At 60.3% G+C, this 6,737-nt stretch carries 4 protein-coding genes; 2 read left to right on the top strand and 2 right to left on the bottom strand.

Translation table 11 applies throughout. The annotated features are described in order from the left end of the window. The coding region (locus JNL55_RS30175; protein ID WP_293863339.1) for a hypothetical protein at window positions 1–181 on the top strand (181 nt) is incomplete at its 5' end. Window positions 182–450: 269 nt separating this feature from the next. Here the strand turns inward: JNL55_RS30175 and JNL55_RS30170 are convergent. Further along, a complete protein-coding gene (locus JNL55_RS30170; protein ID WP_293863337.1) occupies window positions 451–1,326 on the bottom strand; it encodes an HDOD domain-containing protein in 876 nt (291 codons plus the stop codon). A gap of 69 nt (window positions 1,327–1,395) precedes the next feature. Between JNL55_RS30170 and JNL55_RS30165 the strand changes: the two genes are divergently transcribed. Then, window positions 1,396–4,335: a putative bifunctional diguanylate cyclase/phosphodiesterase gene (locus JNL55_RS30165; protein ID WP_293863335.1), complete on the top strand. Its 2,940-nt coding sequence runs from the start codon at window positions 1,396–1,398 to the stop codon at window positions 4,333–4,335. Here JNL55_RS30165 and JNL55_RS30160 read toward each other — a convergent pair. After that, the coding region (locus tag JNL55_RS30160; RefSeq protein ID WP_293863333.1) for a choice-of-anchor D domain-containing protein at window positions 4,303–6,737 on the bottom strand (2,435 nt) is incomplete at its 5' end. The two genes, JNL55_RS30165 and JNL55_RS30160, sit on opposite strands and share 33 nt — an antisense overlap.

Raw genomic sequence — 6,737 nt, 5'->3', positions numbered from 1 at the left:
CAATGAGTTCAGCCGCTTCAGCCCGAGAATCATCGAACTGGCAGACGACGCAGCATGCAACACACGCGTCACCGGCACCTTCAATGCCGACGATCCCGATTCGCTGGTGCAGTTTCTCGAGGAGATCGATGAGATCTCCATTCATCATTCGGGCGATCGATTCGTGGTCCGCGGGCGATAGGCTAAACGACTTCGCTCCAACCCACCCCGCCGCCCCCGCCGAAGCAGCAGATACATCAACGCCGCACCACCGCCGATCCAAACCGCCGCCGTCGGATAGCGTCTGGCGATCCGCCATACAGACATGGCCAGCGACACTTGATTCTGCAAGGCCGGCAGCCGAAGCGAATCCAACGTGGCCATCGCAACCCCCATCAAACTAAAACCTCACCTTAGCAACGGCGTGTCCAGCGCCTTGTTCCGGGAGTTGCATATCGTGTCCGCGGACATTTACTCCAGGAAGGCATTCGTCCGAGCCGGAAGCCCATCCACCACCACCTGCAGATCTTCTTCACTCACCCCAACCACGCCCAGGCTCTCAGTAGGACTTCCAACCGGAGCTGGCTCGGCCGAGAACACCGCGCCAGCAACCAGGCTGGCATGATTTCCCAAGAAGACCAGATCAGTGAGTGGTCGATACGCCGCAGACACCTGATTCGGGCGATGGTGGTGGCACACGGAATGAGTCAGCGCTTCTGGCAGTAGCCAAAGTTTGAACACGACGCTGACACAGCGTTCTTGCGATACCGAGACGCAGCGCTTTTCCACCTCGATCACGTCTTGCGAGGGATCTGCGTGTAAGGAATCAACCAGTTTGCGGAAGCCGTCGGGGTCGACTTTTGCTTGAACGACTGCGCCGAGTTCATGCAGTAGGCCAGCAATGAAGGCCTCGCTGGCGAGTTCGGGGTGGCGCAGCCGAGCGAGTTGCTCAGCGGCCAACGCAGTAGCGACGCTATGACGGGCGAACTGAGTCATGTCCGCAAGCGGCGCTGCCGGCCCCGTCGGTAGAGAGCGGTCTAGGCAGGCAGCCGCAGCGATCCCGCGTACCGCGTCTAGCCCAAGGATGGCGATTGCACGCTCGAGCGTGTCGACATGACGCGGACGGCCGTAAAAAGCCGAGTTGGCCACCTTTAAAACCCGCGCCGTCAGTCCAGGATCGCGGGCGATCAACTCAATGATCTGTTTCAGTCCTACGCCACGATCACACAGCGTTACTAGCAACCGATGAGCCGTATCTGGCGCCCCTCCGACCATGCCCAATGCGTTCGCCGCCGACTGAATACGCGCCACCTCGAACTCAACGTCATCTATACCGCCCTTATTCATTGAGGGAAGACCCCACTATAGCCCTAACTTTGCGGGCCGATATACCACCGGATGGATACCGTTTTGCCCTTGAACCCTGCGCTCCAACGCGTCGACGGCCGACAGCAGTTGCGACGCGAAGCCGTTGCGATTGCGAGTGCGACCTTTGCCGTCACCCTGGCCGCCATTGCCGGATTATGGATTACCAGCACGGCCAGCATTAAGGAGAACTACCGTCACTACTTGATTGGCTTGGCGGTCACCGCCTCCCACCTGGTCGATCCAGAACTGCACGCGGCCATCCATCAGCCAAACCAGCTCAATGACGCCAGCTATTTACGGGCAGTTGAACCGCTGCGACGGATTCGTGCCGGCACTCCGGACGTCCGGCACGTCTACACCATGGTGCGGGACGCAGAAAAAGTCCGCTTCGTGCTGGATGCCGCAGATCCCGGCGATAAAGACGGCGACGGCATCGAAGACCAAGCAGGCGTGTGGGAGGTTTACCAAGATCGCGAACCGGCCATGCTGGAAGCGCTAGGCACCGCCACCACCTCAGGGATTGCAGCAGCGACTGATCGTCCTTTCTCTGACAAGTGGGGCGCGTTCATGACCGGATGGGCGCCCCTCAGAGATAGCGATGGCAGACAGTACGGAGCCGTCGGCGTCGATGTCGATGCCGCCGTTTATCTGGCACGGCTCCAAGCCGCCCGTGTCTGGGCCTTGCTGGGACTGCTACCCGCAACGCTATTAACGGGTGTGCTGACGCTGGGCTTTTTTCGAATTCGCCTGCGATATCTTTTGATAAGTCAGCGCGCTGCTCAGGCAGCCGAGGCACTCGCCATTGAACGTGAGCGACTCAGTAGCATCATCGATGCGACGCATGTGGGCACGTGGGAAATGCCGCTCACCACGCCAACGCGGGATGCCCAGATCGTGGTGGATCAACACTGCGCCGCCATGCTCGGCTACGCCCCGCATGAATTGAACCCGCTGAGCTTGGATCGCTTAGCCTCGCTCTTCGTGCATCAAGAGGATCGGGATGCAGCCCGCGCAGCGTTCGAGACAGCGCTGTGCCGTGAGGAAAATCTTCTTGAGATCGTCCTGCGCTTGCGACACGCCAAGGGCCACTGGATCTGGGTAGAAATCCGCGGCCGGTTACTCAACCGCGATGCCCATGGCGGCCCACAGCGCATGGTCGGCACTCAGATGGACGTAAGCGCGCGCAAGGCGACGGAGATCGAGTTCGCCACCAGCGAACGTAGATTTCGCTCGCTGTTCGAGCTGTCGCCGGTCGGCATCTGTCTGGTGGACATGCAGAGCGGTCAATTTCTTCAGGTCAACGATTCGCTGGTCGCCTCTACTGGGTACTGCCGCGAAGAACTACTGACGCGCAGCTATCGAGAATTGACGCCTCTGCGCTGGGAAACGTTCGAGCGCGAACAGCTGTCCGTGCTTGAACACAGCACGCACTTCGGCACCTACGAAAAGGAATACCAGCGCAAGGACGGCAGCTGCTATCCCGTCCTGGTATCGGGCACTCGTTTGAAGGACGCCGCGGGACGCGATCTGATTTGGGCCATCGTCCAGGACATTTCCGAGCGCAAGGCGATGGAGTCCAAACTCGCCGACGCCGCCCGGCGCGATAAGTTGACTGGGTTGGTCAATCGCGTCGTATTCATGGAAGAGCTGCAAGCCGCCGTCGATCGCGTTCGCAGCGGTCGGCAAGCGCGTCTTGCCGTGCTCTTCCTGGACTTCGATCGATTCAAACTCATCAACGATGCCATGGGCCATGGCGCCGGCGATCAATTACTCAAAGGCATCGCCGCTCGATTGCAGAACACGCTCCGGCGCAGCTCGCGTCAGGGCTCAGTAGACAGGAGCGTGGTGGCGCGTTTCGGTGGCGATGAGTTCCTGGTGCTGCTCAACGATCTCGATGACTGCGTAGCGGCGGAACGGGTTGCCAACCGGCTCCTCGAAGTGCTCGCCCAGAAGTATTCCGTCATGGATCGCGAGATCTACTCGACTGCCAGCGTTGGCATCGTGGTAAGCGAACAAAGTTGCGAAGATGCCGACAGCATTCTGCGTAACGCGGACGTCGCCATGTACGAGGCGAAGCGCTCGGGACGCGCTTGCGCAGTAGTCTTCAACGAGACCATGCGAGTGCAGCTGACGCGCTCCATCATGATCGAGACCGGTTTGCGGCGGGCGTTGGGCAGTAACGAACTCTCGGTCGTCTATCAGCCGATCGTGGACTTGGATCGTGGCCATACGACGTCGGTCGAGGCCTTGGTGCGTTGGAATCATCCGGAGCTCGGGCCGATCTCCCCTGCTGAATTTATTCCGGTCGCCGAGGAATCCGGGCTCATCGTGCCGCTAGGGCAATGGGTGTTGGAACAGGCTTGCCGCGCTCTCGCCCGTTGGCGGTCGCGCTTCCCACTCACCGCGCCCGCGACGATGAGCGTCAATATATCCAGAGCTGAACTAGCCCAAGGCGAGCGCCTGCTGGCACGCGTTCGCGATGCGTTACGTGATTCAGGCCTGCCATCGGATTGTTTGCAGCTCGAGGTCACCGAGCGCGAGGTCATGCGCAACCCCGAGGTCACTAAACAACTGATGCTGGCGTTGCGAAACATGGGAGTTCGCTTGGCCATGGATGATTTCGGCACCGGCACGTCTTCATTGGGTTGTCTGCGCGACTACCCGTTCGACGTCATCAAGATCGATCGTGCCTTCATCGACGACGTGCCCGCGAGCGCCGATGTCATGGCATTGATCCACGCCACCATCACACTGGTGAAGAACCTCGGCAAGAAAAGCGTTGCCGAGGGCATTGAACGACCTGAGCAACTGGCCGTACTGCAATCGTTAGGCTGTCACTACGGCCAAGGGTACATCTTCAGTAAACCGGTACCGGAAGCCGAACTATTGGCACGTCTCGCCAATGAGCCAGCGAGCGATGAAGCGGTCGATAGAGCATTGACACGCGCCGTGGGCTCAATGCCAGCGGTACTGCAAGCCAACTCCTAGAAAATCGATGGATTCGCTGTCGAGTCTGTAGCGCGTCCAACCGCCGGTGATCGCGAGACCGCCGTCGAACCCGTATTCAAGCCCAGCGCCGTACGTGAGATCGACGCCATCGTCGTCGCGCTTCAAAAAGTCGCCGCTGGAGTTGCTCATGGTGTAGTCGGCATTCCATCCGAAGGCGCCGAGCTGCGCCGTGATCTCGAATCTTTGCCCAAGTGGATAGCGTCCTACGAGGTTGAGGTCGACGCCACTGGCGGAACGTGGTTGCAGGCGGTTCGCATCCCGTAGAAACGCCTGAATGTCGAGCGCGTCTCCCGTGAAAGCAGTATCGACGGTGCCTAGATGCGTATAGCCAACCTGCGCTCCGAAATACTGAGATAGGCGCCAACCTCCAAAAACGCCCCACGCTGTTCTGCTGGAATCCTCGACCCGCGCGTTGACGTCATAGCCCAGATTATTGAGCCGATTGTTGACGTCAGCGGAACTCACGTTCGTGCGTGCGCTTCCCAAGCGAACGCCGCCATACCAGGAATTGAAATCACCGGCCTGCGCCAAGCAAGGCAGCGCGAGCAGCAACGCGACACCGCCGCGAGCGCCGCGGCGGAAACATCGCGCGAGCAACATGACCAGCAAACCACCCAAGGTGAGGAAGTTCATAGACCCGCCCCCGCCCTTGCCTTTCGCAGTCACCACCACCGCGAATGAGGCGGTAATAGAACATGCTCCGGAAATCGGCGCGGTCGTGAAGGTGTTGCCGCTCAAACTTCCGCCGCAACCACTCACGCTCGAGATGTTGTAGCCGGCGGCAGGCGTCACGGTGAATGTTTGAGTCTGACCTTCTGCGACCGTGACTGACGCAGGTGAGATGGTTCCCCCGCCATGAGCGACGGTGGCAGTGACCTGGTGCGCACTAGCGGATCCAACACCGCTTAACGTGACGGTAGCCGGCGCGCCGGGCGCGTCCGAATCCAAACTCAGCACGCTGGAATAATTGCCGACGGCAGAGGGTGAAAACGTGATCTGCACAGTGCAAGAAGCTGTCGGCGCAAGCGTGGCGGGACAATCGTCAGTAGCGGTGAACGCGCCGCTGACGCTGAAGCCGTTAATGGTGAGATCGCGATTTCCAGCGTTGCTCAACGTCACGCCGATCTGATGAGCCGACTGGAGCGGCCGCGCGCCGAAAGCGACGTTGCTCGACGAGAATTGCGGGGCCGGCGTCGGTGCCGGTGCGAAGCCGGTGAATACAAACTCCACATACCCCGGCTGATAGTTGAGCGTGTAGAGCGGCGTGGCACCCGTAAATGCGATGGTATCGAAGGTGCCGGTAATCGCAGACGAAGTGAGGATTCGGTACGTTCCAGGCAGAGCTGCTGGATCGAGGCTGATCTGCAAGGTGCCCGCTAACGACGCCGGGCCGGTCACACTCACGACTGAAGGGGTGCTGTTGGCACTGATTGCAATTCGGACCAGGCTGCCGAGCGCATTGGCCAACAGGTTCGCTGGATTCAGTGACAAGCTGCCCAGGGTCAGCGTTTGTTCCGGATCGGGAGCGATCGTTCCGGAATTGACGAAGACATTGCCAGTCAGGGAGCCAACGCCGCTCAACGTGCCTCGTTGCGAACTCAGGCTGGAGTTTCTACAGACAAAGATCGGCGCCGCGTCGATCGCGCCATTCACTTTGAAGTTTGCATTGTTGACCGTGACGGTCCCCTGATAGTCAGTGGTGCCGTTGTAAGCGACCGTGCCATTGCCGGTGACGAAGACACTGGTTCCTCCCAGGCCGAAGACGGTGTCGTCGGTAAACGCGACCTGATCGCCGAGCGTTAAAACATCTCCCGCATCTTGCGCCCGGAATGTCAGCGCAGCACCTGAGCGCAGAAAAATGCTGTTGCCCAAAGCCGAACCGTTGCTGCCATTGGTACCGCCCAGGTCACCGGTGCCACCGACGCCAGCTTGCGTCGTATTGTTGGATGTATTGAAAGTCGTGGGCACACCGGAGAGCGCCTGCAGCGTCAAGTTCAAATTGCTGTCGACAAAGATCGCGCCGCCTAGACCGCTGCCACCGCCGCCACCTCCGCCTCCAGAGCCAAATCCGTAGGTGTTGGCACCGCTGCCTCCCGATCCGCCGCCGAGATTTCCTATATCGGTGCCACCGTTGGCAGTGGCTCCGTTAGAAGTTCCGCCACCCGCACCGCCGCCGCCGCCAAGAGAATTGCCGCCGTCCGCAGGTGTGAGTCCTGATGAGTTGACGCCGCCACCGCCGCCGCCGCCGCCCAAGCCACCCGAACCTCCTTGTACGGTGTACGAAACAGCTTGCCCACCGGCGCCGGCTCCGCCGCCACCGCCACCGCCGTAACCACCGCTGCCGCCTTGCCCATCGACATCATTTGTCGGCGCAACGGGAA

The sequence above is a fragment of the Steroidobacter sp. genome, assembly GCF_016790065.1.
In the GTDB taxonomy this organism is placed as follows: domain Bacteria; phylum Pseudomonadota; class Gammaproteobacteria; order Steroidobacterales; family Steroidobacteraceae; genus Steroidobacter.
The sequence above is the reverse complement of the archived record's forward strand: the minus strand, read 5'-3'. Positions and strand labels throughout refer to the sequence as shown.